The 13,295-nt window shown below is 71.5% G+C and carries 19 protein-coding genes; 6 read left to right on the forward strand and 13 right to left on the reverse strand.

The window, feature by feature from the left end; genetic code table 11:
• Window positions 1-16: 16 nt before the first annotated feature.
• Both SSMG_RS20015 and SSMG_RS44335 read right to left on the reverse strand, forming a co-directional pair.
• Window positions 17-250 (reverse strand): hypothetical protein, encoded by a 234-nt coding sequence (locus SSMG_RS20015; RefSeq protein WP_009078864.1) that lies wholly within the window; start codon window positions 248-250, stop codon window positions 17-19.
• 351 nt (window positions 251-601) lie between these two features.
• Window positions 602-796: a hypothetical protein gene (locus tag SSMG_RS44335; RefSeq protein WP_037714274.1), complete on the reverse strand. Its 195-nt coding sequence runs from the start codon at window positions 794-796 to the stop codon at window positions 602-604.
• Between the two features lie 13 nt (window positions 797-809).
• Here SSMG_RS44335 and SSMG_RS44340 point away from each other — a divergent pair, with 13 nt between their 5' ends.
• The gene (locus SSMG_RS44340) at window positions 810-1,040 is read left to right on the forward strand and encodes a hypothetical protein (protein ID WP_037714276.1); all 231 of its coding nucleotides are present in this window, start codon (window positions 810-812) and stop codon (window positions 1,038-1,040) included.
• 21 nt (window positions 1,041-1,061) lie between these two features.
• On the opposite strand, the gene SSMG_RS20030 is transcribed toward SSMG_RS44340, so the two are convergent.
• The gene (locus SSMG_RS20030) at window positions 1,062-2,768 is read right to left on the reverse strand and encodes an AMP-binding protein (protein WP_009078867.1); all 1,707 of its coding nucleotides are present in this window, start codon (window positions 2,766-2,768) and stop codon (window positions 1,062-1,064) included.
• Window positions 2,769-2,803: 35 nt separating this feature from the next.
• Window positions 2,804-3,646, reverse strand: a complete 843-nt coding sequence (locus SSMG_RS20035) for a crotonase/enoyl-CoA hydratase family protein (protein ID WP_009078869.1) — start codon at window positions 3,644-3,646, stop codon at window positions 2,804-2,806.
• 109 nt (window positions 3,647-3,755) lie between these two features.
• Here SSMG_RS20035 and SSMG_RS20040 point away from each other — a divergent pair, with 109 nt between their 5' ends.
• Window positions 3,756-4,652, forward strand: a complete 897-nt coding sequence (locus SSMG_RS20040; protein ID WP_009078871.1) for an alpha/beta fold hydrolase — start codon at window positions 3,756-3,758, stop codon at window positions 4,650-4,652.
• A gap of 7 nt (window positions 4,653-4,659) precedes the next feature.
• Here SSMG_RS20040 and SSMG_RS20045 read toward each other — a convergent pair whose 3' ends face one another.
• From SSMG_RS20045 to rpmB, 8 genes are all read right to left on the reverse strand, one after another.
• The gene (locus SSMG_RS20045; protein WP_009078873.1) at window positions 4,660-5,394 is read right to left on the reverse strand and encodes an SDR family NAD(P)-dependent oxidoreductase; all 735 of its coding nucleotides are present in this window, start codon (window positions 5,392-5,394) and stop codon (window positions 4,660-4,662) included.
• Between the two features lie 77 nt (window positions 5,395-5,471).
• Complete coding sequence (locus SSMG_RS20050) at window positions 5,472-6,068, reverse strand: TetR/AcrR family transcriptional regulator (RefSeq protein ID WP_009078875.1); 597 nt, start codon at window positions 6,066-6,068, stop codon at window positions 5,472-5,474.
• Window positions 6,069-6,121: 53 nt separating this feature from the next.
• Entirely contained in the window at window positions 6,122-6,880 is a 759-nt protein-coding gene (locus SSMG_RS20055) for a PIG-L deacetylase family protein (RefSeq protein ID WP_009078877.1), read from the reverse strand.
• Between the two features lie 38 nt (window positions 6,881-6,918).
• Window positions 6,919-8,145 carry a uroporphyrinogen-III C-methyltransferase gene (cobA, locus tag SSMG_RS20060; RefSeq protein ID WP_009078879.1) on the reverse strand — a complete coding sequence of 409 codons (1,227 nt, stop codon included), beginning with the start codon at window positions 8,143-8,145 and terminating at the stop codon, window positions 6,919-6,921.
• 230 nt (window positions 8,146-8,375) lie between these two features.
• Window positions 8,376-8,612 carry a 30S ribosomal protein S18 gene (gene rpsR, locus SSMG_RS20065; RefSeq protein ID WP_199785942.1) on the reverse strand — a complete coding sequence of 79 codons (237 nt, stop codon included), beginning with the start codon at window positions 8,610-8,612 and terminating at the stop codon, window positions 8,376-8,378.
• 5 nt (window positions 8,613-8,617) lie between these two features.
• Entirely contained in the window at window positions 8,618-8,923 is a 306-nt protein-coding gene (gene rpsN, locus SSMG_RS20070; protein WP_009078881.1) for a 30S ribosomal protein S14, read from the reverse strand.
• Window positions 8,923-9,090, reverse strand: coding sequence for a 50S ribosomal protein L33 (rpmG, locus tag SSMG_RS20075; RefSeq protein WP_009078884.1), 168 nt, complete (start codon window positions 9,088-9,090; stop codon window positions 8,923-8,925). Before rpmG ends, rpsN begins: the two co-directional genes overlap by 1 nt.
• Window positions 9,091-9,327, reverse strand: a complete 237-nt coding sequence (gene rpmB, locus SSMG_RS20080) for a 50S ribosomal protein L28 (RefSeq protein ID WP_009078885.1) — start codon at window positions 9,325-9,327, stop codon at window positions 9,091-9,093.
• A 78-nt stretch (window positions 9,328-9,405) separates the two neighbouring features.
• Between rpmB and SSMG_RS20085 the strand changes: the two genes are divergently transcribed.
• From SSMG_RS20085 to SSMG_RS20100, 4 genes are read left to right on the forward strand one after another with little or no spacing between them, the layout of a single operon-like run.
• A complete protein-coding gene (locus SSMG_RS20085; RefSeq protein WP_009078887.1) occupies window positions 9,406-10,647 on the forward strand; it encodes a GTP-binding protein in 1,242 nt (413 codons plus the stop codon).
• Complete coding sequence (locus SSMG_RS20090) at window positions 10,644-10,907, forward strand: type B 50S ribosomal protein L31 (RefSeq protein WP_009078888.1); 264 nt, start codon at window positions 10,644-10,646, stop codon at window positions 10,905-10,907. The genes SSMG_RS20085 and SSMG_RS20090 overlap by 4 nt, the downstream gene beginning before the upstream one ends.
• On the forward strand, window positions 10,907-11,065 hold the full coding sequence (gene rpmF / locus SSMG_RS20095; protein ID WP_009078889.1) for a 50S ribosomal protein L32: 159 nt from the start codon (window positions 10,907-10,909) through the stop codon (window positions 11,063-11,065). The genes SSMG_RS20090 and rpmF overlap by 1 nt, the downstream gene beginning before the upstream one ends.
• The gene (locus tag SSMG_RS20100) at window positions 11,062-12,156 is read left to right on the forward strand and encodes a GTP-binding protein (protein WP_009078891.1); all 1,095 of its coding nucleotides are present in this window, start codon (window positions 11,062-11,064) and stop codon (window positions 12,154-12,156) included. The genes rpmF and SSMG_RS20100 overlap by 4 nt, the downstream gene beginning before the upstream one ends.
• Window positions 12,157-12,169: 13 nt before the next feature.
• Here SSMG_RS20100 and SSMG_RS20105 read toward each other — a convergent pair whose 3' ends face one another.
• A complete protein-coding gene (locus tag SSMG_RS20105; RefSeq protein ID WP_009078892.1) occupies window positions 12,170-13,231 on the reverse strand; it encodes a zinc-binding dehydrogenase in 1,062 nt (353 codons plus the stop codon).
• Window positions 13,232-13,295 lie beyond the last annotated feature (64 nt).

Genomic DNA, 13,295 nt, shown 5'->3' on the forward strand with positions numbered 1-13,295 from the left:
CCGTCCGGCGGAAGTCTCAGCGGGAGTGCCGCCTGCTGGCCGCCCGGCGGTGGCTCCATCCGCGGCGGCGCAGCTGCGCGTTGCTCAGCGTTTCCGGGCGGCCGCGGCCGTCGGTGCCGACCCAGCGCGGGCGCACGGCTCCGGCTTCGAGGACGTAGGGGCGGCCGCCGCACCACACCACGCTGCAGGGTTCGGTCGGCGGATCGGTCGGGGCGTCGGTTTCGGCTGCGGGGGCGGCTTCGGTGCTCATGTTCTCGGTGACTCGTGCTCTCTGGCGTCGGGCTTCGGGGACCTGGAACGCGCGGGGCGCCTGCCCTCTACGTCGGCGCGGGACCGCCGGGCGTTAACCGCCGCGGGCCGGATTCCTCCGAACGGTGCGCCCCGGCGGCGCGGATTTCCCCGTCCGGAACCCGAAAACAACCGTCCACAATAGACTCGACCGGCGGTGTTCCGGTGTGTCGGTGCCGCTCAGCGGGGGCGCGAGGGGCCAGAATGGGCCGGACCCCGGAGAAAGGATCGCGGTGCACCCGTCGAAAGCCGTGTACGGGCCGCTGTGCGCGGCTGTGGTGGTTTTGCCCGCGCTCACCGCCTGTTCGGGGGATCAAGCGCCACCGGCTGCCGTGTCGTCGGCGCCCTCCGCGATCGCCTCGGCCGCGCCGAGCACGCACGCTCCCCCGCCGCTGCCGCAGACCGGCAGCGCGAGCAGTCCGCCCGCCGCGCCCAGCACCTCCGCGGCCGCGCCGAAGCCGTCGAAGGAGGCTCCGCCGTCGACCCCGGGCACGTGCGGCACCGTCACCGCGGCGAGCGGGATGACGTTGTACGTCTACGACAACAAAGCCATCCCGTGCGCGGACGCGATGGCGCTGGTCAAGAAGTTCCACCAGGCGATCAACGGCCGTCAGGCGGCGGGCTCGAACAACCCGGTCAACGCGACCGTCGACGGCTGGCTGTGCGTGTCCGGCCCGCCCGCCGCGCAGGGCGGCACCACGTGCAGCAAGGGCGAGCAGACCGTGCTGGCGGCGGTGGTACCGGCGGAATAGGGCCGGCACCACCGCCGCGGCTCACGACTTGAGGTCCGGGAAGTCGTCCTCGCGGAACTCGCCCTCGGGCCGCTCCCCGCTCTCCCGGCCGCGCAGTTCGACCCGGCGGATCTTGCCCGAGATGGTCTTCGGCAGGTCCGCGAACTGCAGCCGCCGGATCCGCTTGTACGGCGCGAGGTGCTCCCGCGCGTACGCGAGGATCGCCCGCGCGGTTTCGGCGGTCGGCTCGTGCCCGGAGGCGAGCACGACGTACGCCTTGGGCACGGCCAGCCGGATCGGGTCCGGCGCGGGCACCACCGCCGCCTCGGCGACCGCTTCGTGCTCCAGCAGGACGCTCTCCAGCTCGAACGGCGAGATCCGGTAGTCGGACGCCTTGAAGACGTCGTCGGTGCGGCCGACGTAGGTGAGGTAGCCGCGTTCGTCGATCGAGCCGACGTCGCCGGTGTGGTAATACCCGTTCGCGAAGGCGGCGGACGTGCGTTCGTCGTCGTCCGCGTAGCCCGCCATCAGGCCGACCGGCCGGTGCGCGAGGTCGAGGCAGATCTCGCCCTCGTTCGCGCGCTCGCCGGTGACCGGGTCGACCAGGGCCACGACGAACCCGGGCAGCGGGCGGCCCATCGAACCGGCCACGACGTCCTGACCCGGGGTGTTCGCGACCTGGACGCTGGTTTCGGTCTGCCCGAAGCCGTCCCGGATCGTGACGCCCCACGCCTTTTCGACCTGCTCGATCACCTCGGGGTTGAGCGGCTCCCCCGCGCCGACGACCTTCTTCGGCGGCGTCCGCAGCGCGGTGAGGTCGGCCTGGATCAGCATCCGCCACACCGTCGGCGGCGCGCAGAAGCTGGTGATGCCGCAGCGGTCCATCTGCGCCATCAGGGCGGCCGCGTCGAATCGCGCGTAGTTGTACAGGAACACCGTCGCTTCGGCGTTCCACGGCGCGAAGAAGTTGCTCCACGCGTGCTTGGCCCAGCCCGGCGACGAGATGTTGAGGTGGACGTCGCCCGGTTCCAGCCCGATCCAGTACATTGTGGACAGATGGCCGACCGGATAGGAAACGTGCGTGTGCTGCACGAGTTTCGGCTTCGCGGTGGTGCCCGAGGTGAAGTACAGCAGCAGCGGGTCCTCGGCGCGGGTGACCCCGTCCGGGGTGAATTCGGCGGCCGAGGCGTACGCGGTTTCGAAGGCGTGCCAACCGGAAACCGGTTCGCCGACCGCGATCCGCGTGTAGTCGCCCGCGACGTCGGCGAACTTCTCCGCGTCGACGTCGCGCACGATCACGTGCTTCGCGTTGCCGCGCTCCACCCGGTCCACGAGGTCGGCCGGGCCGAGCAGCGTGGACGCCGGGATCACGACGGCGCCCAGCTTGATCGCGGCGAGAATCGTCTCCCACAGCTCGCCCTGGTTGCCGAGCATGACGATCACCCGGTCGCCGCGCGAGACGCCGAGGCCGCGCAGCCAGTTCGCGACCTGGTTGGACCGCGCCGACATCTCCGGGAACGTCCAGCGGTTCTCGGCGCCGTCCTCTTCCACGATCCACAGCGCGTACCGCTGCGCGTTCGCCGGGTCCGCGGCGATCCGGTCGAACCAGTCGGTGGCCCAGTTGAACTCGTCCAGCTGCGGCCACGCGAACTCGCGATAGGCGGTCTCGTAGTCCTCGCGGTGGGCTTGCAGATAGTCCCGCGCCGCGCGGAATGCCTGGTAGCCGGTGACCTCAGCGCCGTTGCTCACGTCGTACTCCTCGTGCTCGCTTTCCCGTGCCTGTTTTACTCGCCCTTGAACTCCGGCGCTCGTCGCTCCAGGAAGGCCTGCACGGCTTCCTGCAGGTCCTTGCTCGGCAGGAACGCGGCGTTCCACGCGGCCACGTAGCGCAGGCCCTCGGCGACCTGGCGTTCGGTGTTGGTCGACAGCACCTGCTTCGTGCCCTGGACGACGAGCGGCGGGTTCGCGGCGATTTCCGCGGCCAGTTCGCGGGCCTTGGCCAGCAGCGTCTCCTGGTCCGGGTACACGTCGTTGACCAGGCCGATCTTTTCCGCCCGTGCGGCGTCGATGTCCTTGCCGGTCAGGGCCAGCTCGCGGACGTGGCCCTCGCCGATGATCGGCGCGAGCCGCTGCAGGCTGCCGATGTCGGCGACGATCGCGACCTTGACCTCGCGGACGCTGAACTTGGCGTCCTCGCTGGCCAGGCGGATGTCGGCGGCGGTGATGACGTCCACGCCGCCGCCGATGCACCAGCCGGACACGGCCGCGACCACGGGCTTGCGGCATTCGGCGATCGAGCTGACCGCCTGCTGCAGCCGCTGGACCTCGCGGTGGAACTCGGTGCGCGGCCCGGCCAGCGCGTCGCCGGCCAGCAGCGGGGCCCAGCCGCCCATCATCGCGGGCAGGTCGAGGCCGTAGGAGAAGTGCTTGCCGCTTCCGGCGAGGACGACGGCGCGCACGCGCGGGTCGGCGTCGAGGGCGGCGAACACCAGCGGCAGCTCGCGCCAGAAGTCGGGGCCCATCGCGTTGCCCTTGCCCGGGCCGAGCAGGGTGACCTCGGCGACCGGGCCGTCGAGGGCGACGCGGAGGGAGGCGAGTTCGGGAAGGGCGGCTACTGGTTCGGTCATGCGGTCATCTTGACTCATCGCGCCGACCCCAGCCCATCCGGTTGACACTGTGCCAACACAGCCGCGAGATGCTTTCCTGGAGACCCGAGGTGGAGAGGGAGGCGCCTGTATGGACCCGGCACCCGTGCCCGTCGCCGACGCCCCGCCGGCGGAACCCGCGGCGGCCCGCAAGACCCGGCCGATCGAGCTGTCCGGCTCGTTCCGGCACGAGGGCCAGCGCCTGTGCTACACCGAATACGGCAGCGGCGACCGCGTCGTGGTGCTGATGCACGGGATCATGTTCACCCGCCGGATGCACGCGCCGCTCGCCCGGCGGCTGGCCCGCGCGGGCTTCCGCGTGGTGACCCTCGACCTGCTCGGCCACGGCGATTCGGACCGGCCGACGCAGTCGTGGCGCTATTCGATGCCCGCGTTCGGCGAGCAGGCCGTCGCGCTGCTCGACCACCTGGAAATCGACGACGCGGTGGTCGGCGGCACGTCGCTGGGCGCGAACGTGGCGCTGGAGGTGGCGGTGGCCGCCCCGTCGCGGGTGCGCGGGCTGATGGTCGAAATGCCGGTGCTGGACAACGCGATCATCGCCGGGCTCCTGACGTTCGCGCCCCTGCTGTTCGCCGCGCGCTTCCTGCCCGCGACGGTGCGCGGGGTGGCCCTGGCCGCGCATCTCGTGCCGCACGGGAACCAGTGGGTGGACGTCGTCACGGACACGCTGAGCCAGGAACCGGCGCCGATGGCCGCGTTGCTGCACGGCGTGCTGTTCGGCCGGATCGCGCCGCCCAAGTCAGTCCGGGGCACGATCACGATGCCGACGCTGGTGATCGGGCACGAGGGCGACCCGATCCACCCGTTCGGCGATGCGGGAAGCCTGGCCGAGGACCTGCCCAACGCCGAGTTCGTCCAGGCCCGCAGCCCCGTCGAGCTGCGCTTCGACCCGAAACGGCTCAGCGCGGCGATCCGGGACTTCGCCTTCCGCTGCTACCCCGCCGTGCCCGGCGAGCGCGGGCGGTGACGAGCGCTCACACCTGCGCGAAACCGCCGTCGGCGAAGAATTCCGCGCCGTTGACGTAACTCGACGCGTCCGAGGCGAGGAACGTCGTCACGGCGGCGATCTCCTCGGGTTCGGCCAGCCGCCCGAGCGGGACTTCGCCCGCGGCCTGCTTGAGCGCCTCGGCGGGGACCAAATCGAGGAGACCGGGGGTGCGGGTGCCGCCTGGGGACACGACGTTGACCCGGAAGCCGTGCGTGCGCGAGCTGAGCGCCCAGCCCCGGGCGAGGTTGCGGATCGCGGCCTTCGACGCCGCGTAGACCTCCAGTCCCTCCTTGGGCCGGGTCGTGGCGGTCGAACCCGTGAGGATCACCGAAGCGTTCGCGCTGAGCAGCGGCAGCGCTTGCTGCACGGTGAAGATCGTGCCTTTGACGTTGGCGCCGAACACCGAGTCGATCAGCTCCTCCGTCACCTCGCCGAGAGGAGCCACGGCGCCGACGCCCGCGTTGGCGACCAGTACGTCGATGCGGCCGGCCTGGTCGCGCACGGTTCCGTAGAACGCGTCGAGTTCCGCGGGCACCGAAACGTCGCAGACCACGCCGGTCACGGCGGGCCCGAGCTCGGCGACCGCGGCGTCGAGCGCGTCCTTGCGGCGACCGGTCACGAAGACCCGGGCGCCCTCGTCGCGGAACGCACGAGCGGTCGCGAATCCGATCCCGGTGCTGCCCCCGGTGACCACGGCGATTTTGCCTGCCAGAACGGCCATGCCGCCCCCTCCTCGGTTATTGACCTTATGGTCCATAACCCTGGCAGATCTGGACTGATCGGTCAACAACCGGGCGACTACCGCGGCGGAGCAGGAAGCAGCCGCGCCAGGGAGGACTGGGCCGCCTTGGCGAGCACGTCGACGTCCATGCCGGTGCGCCCGAGCGCGACGAGGCCGAGCTGGGCGACAAGGACGGCGCGGGCGGTCTCCGCAGGGTCGGCGTCCGGATCGAGGTCGCCTTCGCGCTGAGCGCGCTCCAGCGCCTCGGCGAGGGTGGCCGTGATCGCGTCGTAGCTGCGCCGCGCCTCGGCGGCCACATCCGGGGCGCGGGCGGCCAGCTCGGCGTTGCTGTTGGCCAGGAAGCACCCTCGACGCGCGACCGCTCCGGTCGGGTCGACGGTCGGGCTGAGCAGAAACGCCCGCACCGCGTCGATCCCCCGCGCCGCGGATTCCAGGCTCTCGCGCAGTTTCGTCAGGTTGGCGTCGTCATAATCGCGCAGCACTCGCAGGAAAAGGCTTCGCTTGTCCCCGAACGCCCCGTAGAGGCTGCCCTTGCCGAGCCCGCTCACGCGCAGCAGGTCTTCCAGCGACGTCGCCGCGTAGCCCTTGTCCCAGAACTCGTCGCGGACGGCGACCAGCACGCGGTCTTCGTCGAACTCGCGAGGCCGGGCCATGGCCTGACCATAGTGGTTCTGGACCGGACAGGCCACAATGCGGTCGGGCCGGGTCAGTCCTCGTCGGGCTCGGGGAACGCGGGCGGGGCCTGCAGGTCGTGGGCGCGGAACAGGACAGCGTGCTCAACGCCCATGGCCTTGCCGCTCATCGCCGCGAACTGCGGGATGAAGTCCGCGGGCGCGGGGTGGTCCGGGAGCGCGGCCAGGTACGCGGCGTGCGCCTCCAGGGACGCGATGCCGCGCCGCAGCGGCTCCCCCGTCACGTCGACGCCGTGGGTCGCCCCGGAGCCGGGAAGGCCGGGGACGAGGTACCAGCGCGCGGAATGCGGGGCCAGTCCCTCGTCGTCGATCTGCTCCGGGAAGACCCACCGGTTGCCCGCGTCGCGGATGGCGTCGAGCGTCGCGAGCCCGGCGGCGCGATGGTCGGCCTGGTCGAAGCCGTAGGGCGTTTCGACGTCGAAGCCGCAGCCGAGCACGACGTCGGGCTTGAACCGGCGGATCTCGCGGGAGATGTCCCGGCGCAGGTCGAGGCCGTAAACGAGCACGCCGTCCGGGTGTTCGAGGACGGTCAGGCGTTCGACGCCGACGGCCGCGCAGGCGTCGCGCTGCTCAGCGACGCGCAGCCGGGCCGTCTCCTCGGGCGGGTTCGGCATGCCTGCCTCGCCGCGGGTGAGCAGGAGGTAGCCGACCTCGATGCCGCGTGCCGTCCAGCGCGCGACGGCCGCGGACGTGCCGTACTCCATGTCGTCCGGGTGCGCGACGACGCAGAGCACGCGCTGGAAGGACTCTTCCGGCAAAGCAGGCAGTGTCATGCGGGCCATCTTCGCGCGCGGACGGCGCGCTGTCTGCGTTATCCGGCCTGATTCCGGTCCAATCCGGCCACCGGGCCGAAGACGATCACCGCGGGCGGCCGGACTCCGGCGGCCGCCGCCTCCTCGGCCACCGAGGCGAGCGTCGACCGCAGCACCCGCTGAGTCCGCATGGTCCCGTCCTCGATCACCGCGACCGGCGTGTCGCCCGGCCGGCCGCCTTCGAGCAGGGCGGCGGCGAACTTCGGCAGCCGTTCGACGCCCATCATCAGCACGATCGTCCCGCGCATCCGGGCCAGCAGCGACCAGTCCACCAGCGACCGCTCGTCGCCCGGCGCCACGTGCCCGGACACGACGACCACCTCGTGCGCGACCCCGCGGTGCGTCACCGGGACGTCCGCCACCGCGGGCACCGCGAACGCCGACGTGATGCCCGGGACCATCGTCACCGGCACCCCGGCCTCGGCGCACGCCTGGACCTCTTCGAACCCGCGGCCGAACAGGTACGGGTCGCCGCCCTTGAGCCGGACGACGAACTTGCCTTCCTTGGCCTTCTCGATCAGCGTCCGGTTGATCACGTCCTGGCTGGCGGCGCGGCCGTACGGGATCTTCGCCGCGTCGATGACCTCGACCTCGGGCGCGAGTTCGTCCAGCAGATCACGCGGGCCGAGCCGGTCGACGACCACCACGTCCGCCCGCGACAGCAGCCGCCGGGCGCGGACGGTGATCAGGTCCGGGTCGCCAGGCCCGCCGCCGACCAGCGCGACCCCGGGCAGCGTGCCTTCGGGATGCGGCTGGCGGCCGTCCTCGATGGTGCCCGCGTGCAAGCCGTCCAGCATCGAATCGCGAACCGCGGCCGAGCGGAGCGGCTCGCCGCCGGACAAGACGCCGAACAGGAGCCCGCCGTGCCGTCCGGTCGCCGGGGTGACCGCGGAGCCGGACTCGCCCTCGTCGGCGCGGACGCAGAAGACGCGTTCCCGCTCGGCCTCGGCGCAGATCGCGGCGTTGGCCTCCGGGTCGTTCGTGCAGGCCAGCGCGTACCAGGCTTCCCGCAGATCGCCCTCGGCATAGCGGCGCTGATGCCAGACCAGCTCGCCCGCGTCCGCCATCCCCTGCACCGACGGCGTGGTGTGCGGCGACACCACCTCGACGCGGGCGCCCGCGCTGATCAGCCGGGGCAGCCGGCGCTGGGCAACGGAACCGCCGCCGAACACCACGACGCGGCGGCCGGTCAGGTTGAGGCCGGAAAGGTAGTGCGGGTCGTCCATGCGCGGAAGTTTATGGGCGGGGCGTCTGTTCGCACGCCGAGCGTGGGTCATGCCACGCCCCCGCGCCGCCCGGGGGCAGACCCGCGTCCTGATCGACGTAGACATCGAAGCGGTCGAACCGCGGTCAACGCTTCGCGGAAACTCGCGACTGTTCGGCGCCAGAACGGGGATATCGGTCAATTTGCGCGCGGCTGGGCGGGCCCCGCGTCCGCCCAGCCGTGCCTGCGGTTTCAGCTCCGCGCCGCGGTCGGATACGGCAGCAGCGCCATCTCCCTCGCGTTCTTGATCGCGGTCGCCACCTGTTTCTGTTGCTGCGGCGTCAATCCGGTGACCCGGCGGGCCCGGATCTTGCCCCGGTCGGAGATGAATTTCCGCAGCAGGTCGACGTCTTTCCAGTCCACCCTGGTGATTCCGGCCGCGTGGAAGGCGTTCGGGCGGCGGCGCGGCGTGCGATCTGGTTTCGGCATCGCGGTCACCAGCTCGACTTCGAGACGCCGGGCAGTTCCCCGTTGTGCGCCATCTGCCGCATCCGCACCCGGGACAGCCCGAATTTCCGCAGGTATCCGCGCGGGCGGCCGTCGGCGGCGTCGCGGTTGCGGATTCGCGTGCGGCTGGCGTCGCGCGGCATGCGTTGCAGCGCAACGACTGCGTCGGCCTTCTCCTCCGGCGACGCGGACGGTGACGCGATCACCGCCTTGAGCGCGCGGCGGCGTTCGACATACCGCGCGGCGATCACCTTCCGCTGCTCGTTTTTCGCGATTTTCGATTTTTTCGCCATCAGCGTTCTTCCTTGAATTCGACGTGCTTGCGCGCCACCGGGTCGTATTTGCGCAGTACCATCCGGTCCGGATTGTTGCGGCGGTTCTTCTTCGTGACATACGTGTAGCCGGTGCCCGCGGTCGACCGCAGTTTGATGACCGGCCGGATGTCGGTGCTTTTCGCCATTTAGAACTTCGCTCCCTTCGCGACGAGGTCGGCGACGACGGCGTCGATGCCGCGTTTGTCGATCGTCTTCATGCCCTTCGCCGACACCTTGAGCCGCACGGTGCGGCCGAGGCTCGGCACGTAGTAGCGGCGCGTCTGCAGGTTCGGCTCCCACCGGCGCGAAGTGCGGCGGTGCGAATGCGAGACCTGCTTGCCGTAGCCCGGCTTGCGGCCGGTGACCTGGCACACGGCTGACACGGACCCTCCCAAGTTGATAGTGACATTCATGTTCAACTACTCTCGTCACCGTACCCCGCCCCGTCGTCTGGAGATCCAGTGCCCCAACGTCCGCGTGTCCCGCTCGTGCTGTGCAGCGGGATCGCCCGCACCGACGCCCTTGCCGCGCTCCTGCTCCGCGCGAGCCCCGGCACCGCCGTCGTCCACCACGACCTGCGCGACATCGGCTCGGGCGTCGTCCGCCGCCGGATCCGGCTGCGCGGGCGCGACGAGCTGACGCCGCTCGAACTCGCGCACGGCTGCGTGAACTGCACGCTGCGCGAGGACCTGCTGCCGCTGCTGCGCCGGCTGGCCCGGATGCCGCAGGTCGACCGCATCGTGGTGCGGCTGGACGAGGCGATGGAGCCGGAGCCGGTGAGCTGGGCGATCCGCAACGTCCTGGTCGGCGACCGCCCGGTGAGCGACGACGTCGAACTCGAGGCGGTGTTCACCGTCCTGGACTGCGCGACCTGGCTCGCCGACGTCACCGGCGACGACCTCCTCGCCGAGCGCGGACTGCAAGGCAGCCCCGAAGACGAGCGGACGGTCGCCCAGGTCGCACTGTCCCAAGTGGAATCCGCGGACGTGCTCGTGCTGGCCGGTGCCGCGCAGGACGCCTGGAGCGCGGCCAAGTCCTCCGCGGTGCTGGACCGGGTCGCGCCGTCCGTCCCGCGCGTCGAACTGGCCCGCACCGACGCCGCCGGGCTGTTCGCCGCGATCCCGGCCGACGCCCGCCGCGGCGAGGTCACCGACCTGCACGGCGCGTTGCTGCGCGGGGCGCCGCCGCTGCACCCGGACTGCGGCATCGAACTGCTGCGGTTCACCGCGCAGCGTCCGTTCCATCCGGAGCGGCTGCACGAGGCGATCGACCTGCTGCTCGACGGCGTGGTCCGCACCCGCGGACGGGCCTGGGTGGCGAGCCAGCCGGACGTCGCGTTCTGGATCGAATCGGCGGGCGGCGGGCTCGGCATCGGGCACGCCGGGCCGTGGCTCGCCTCGCCGGACGGTCCGGACTGGGCCGACGTCTCCCCCGAACGCCGCACGCTCGCCTCGCTGCGCTGGGACCCGGTGCACGGCGACCGCGCGCAGGAACTGGTGGTCGTCGCCGATCAGGCCGCTCCGGCGGAGATCGAGGCCGCGTTGCAGGCCGCCCTGCTCACCGACGCCGAGCTCGCCGAGGGCGAAGCGGCCTGGCGCGAGTACCCCGACCCGTTCGGGAACTGGCACGAGGACCCCTGCGAAGAAACCGAAGAACCCGACCGGCACGCCAGCGCCGCCAACCAGAAGGACGAAACCCTGTGAAACCCGGCATCCACCCCGACTACCACCCGGTGGTCTTCAAGGACTCGTCGACCGGCGACGCGTTCCTGACCCGCTCCACCGCCACCTCCGACCGGACGATCGAATGGTCCGACGGGAACACCTATCCGCTCGTGGTCGTCGACATCAGCGCGTGGTCGCATCCGTTCTGGACCGGCACCCAGCGGATCCTCGATTCCGCGGGCCAGGTCGAGAAGTTCCACCGCCGTTACGGGCAGCGCCGGAGCGGGGGTGCGCGCTGATGGCCGTCCCGAAGCGGAAAATGTCGCGCAGCAACACCCGGTCCCGGCGCTCGCAGTGGAAGGCGGCGGTCCCGGACCTGGTGCCGATCGTCGTGGACGGCGAGCGGAAACTGGTGCCGCGCAAGCTGATCAAGCACTTCCAGCGGCTCGAGCGGTGAGCGTTCCGGTCACTGTCCTTTCCGGATTCCTCGGCGCCGGGAAAACCACGCTGCTCAACCGGATCCTGGCCAACCGCGAGGGCCTGCGCGTCGCGGTGATCGTCAACGACATGAGCGAGGTCAACATCGACGCCGCGCTCGTGCGGGACAGCGTGTCGCGGACCGAGGAGCGGCTGGTCGAGATGACCAACGGGTGCATTTGCTGCACCCTGCGCGAGGACCTGCTCGACGAGGTCGCCCGGCTGTGCGAGGACGGCCGGTTCGACCATCTGCTCATCGAATCGAGCGGGATCTCCGAGCCGATGCCGGTGGCCGCGACGTTCTCCTTCCCCGCCGACGACGGGTCCCCGGTGCTGTCGTCGGCGCGGCTGGACACGATGGTGACGGTGGTGGACGCGGCGAACTTCGCCCGCGAACTGGCCCGCGGCGACAGTCTCGTCGAGCGGCGGCTGGACCAGTACGAGGGCGACGAGCGGACGGTCAGCGATCTGCTGATGGACCAGGTCGAGTTCGCGGATGTGCTGCTGCTGAACAAAACCGACCTCGTCACGCCGTCCGAACGGGACCGGTTGCTCGCGTCGCTGCGCCGGCTCAACCCGGCCGCCGACGTGGTGTCCGCCGAATTCGGCCGGGTGCCGCTGGAGCGGGTCTTCGGCACCGGCCGGTACGACGCCGAACGCGCACAGGAAGCGCCGGGCTGGGTGGCGGAACTGAACGGCGACCACGTGCCGGAGACCGAGGAGTACGGCATTTCGAGCGTCGTGTTCCGCTCCGCGCGCGCGTTCGATCCGGCGCGGTTGTGGGAGTTCGTCACCTCGCGGCTGGACTCCGGCGAGTTCGGCACTGTGCTGCGGTCGAAGGGGTTCTTCAGCCTCAGCACCCGTCCGGGCACGCTCGGGTTGTGGTCGCAGGCGGGCAGCGTGGCACGGTTCGAACCGCAGGGCGTCGCGGACGGACCCCGGCAGGAACTGGTGTTCATCGGCGTCGGGCTCGACCACGCCGCGCTGCTCGACGCGCTCGGAACCTGCCTGTCCGAGGCCGTCGCCGCCGACGACCCGTTCCCGGAATGGGAACCGGTTCACGTCCACTGAGGACAGTTCCGGCTCACGGCCGCAGCACCGTGAGCCGGAACCGCCCGCCGACCTCCGCCGCGTGTTCCACCGCCTCCCCGGCCGCGGACAGTGCGAACTCGTCCACCTCGAACTGCGTCAAGTCCAGCAGTCCGCACCGCGCCAGCGCGATCAGCTTCGGCACCGCGTCGCGCGGATACATCCACCGGCCCCGCACCGTCACGCTGTTCAGCATCAGCCACGGATACGGCAGCGCCACGTCCTCCCGGACCCCGCCCATCAGCACCACGCGGCCGAACTCCCGGACTGTCATCGCGGCCGCCCGAACCGCACCGGCCGAAGCGGACGGCGGCAGCAGATCCAGCACCAAATCCACCGGCCCGGCCGCCTGCATCGCCAGCCGGTCCTCGTCTTCGCTGCCGCACAGCACCACCGTCCGGATCCGATGGCCGAAGCGCCGCTCCAAGTCGGCCAGCGCGGCCCGGTTGCGCCCCGGCGCGATCACCCGGCCCGCGCCCATCGCGAGCGCTACCGCGACCGCCGCGCCGCCGTAGGTGCCGGTCGCGCCGCTCACCAGCACCGTCTCCCCCGGCTGCAGGCCGCCGTCGAGCAGGCCGCCGTACGGCACCAGGCAAATCCCGAGCGCCGCCCAGCGGCCAGCGTCGGCCTGGTCGATATCGCCCAGCGGGGCCGCGTTCTCGGTCGGGACCATGATCCGCTCGGCGAACCCGCCGTGCCGGAAATGCCGCTGCAGCGCCAATCCTCCGTCGCCGCGCGCGGTCAAGCCCTGCAAGACGACGTCCGGCGTCACCGCGTCGTCGCGCGAGCGGACTGTCGGATCGCAGCGGACCCAATCGCCGGACCGGAGTTTCGTCGCGTCCGGCCCGGCCGACCGCACCCGGCCGACCGCACCGGTGCCCAGGATCGCGGGCAGGTCGAGCGAGTACCGCCGGGCGCCGCTGACCACTTCGGCGGTGTAGTGCAGCACCGGCGCCGCGACGACGTCCACCACCACTTCCCCGGTGCCCGGCACCGGTTCCGCGACCTCCTCGACCGACAGCGGCCGCCCGAATTCCTTGAGCACAGCAGCTTTCACCGAATCCTCCTCAGTCTCGCCGCCGATCTTCGGCCAGCGGGGCGAAGGCAGCCAGGAGTCCGCC

Origin of the sequence: Streptomyces sp. AA4 (genome assembly GCF_000158875.1) — a bacterium.
Classification (GTDB): Bacteria; Actinomycetota; Actinomycetes; order Mycobacteriales; family Pseudonocardiaceae; genus Amycolatopsis.